Consider the following 341-nt stretch of genomic DNA (forward strand, 5'->3'; position numbering starts at 1 on the left):
GGCGCCGTGGCGGCCTGCGGTCGGCCTCGCACCCCAGCTGACGGACGCCGAGTTGGTGACCCTCGCGGTGATGCAGGCCCTGCTCGGCTTCACCTCCGAACGCCGCTGGCTCCGCCACGCCACCACCCACCTGCGGCACCTGTTCCCGTACCTGCCCGGCCAGTCCGGCTACAACAGGCGCCTGCGCAAAACCACCGACCTGATCGCCCGCGTCAACCGCCTGCTCGCGACCGACACCTCCTTGTGGACCGACAGCGTGTGGGTCGTCGACTCCACACCGGTGGAGTGCGGGCGCTCACGCGAGACCGCCAAACGCTCCGACCTGGCCGGATGGGCCGAGT

General features: G+C 71.3%; 1 pseudogene. It reads left to right on the plus strand.

From position 1 onward, the window contains the following. Positions 1 to 341, plus strand: a pseudogene (locus OO57_RS38060) (IS982 family transposase); the annotation flags it as partial.

The organism is Kitasatospora phosalacinea, assembly GCF_000717185.1.
In the GTDB taxonomy this organism is placed as follows: Bacteria; Actinomycetota; Actinomycetes; order Streptomycetales; family Streptomycetaceae; genus Kitasatospora; species Kitasatospora phosalacinea_A.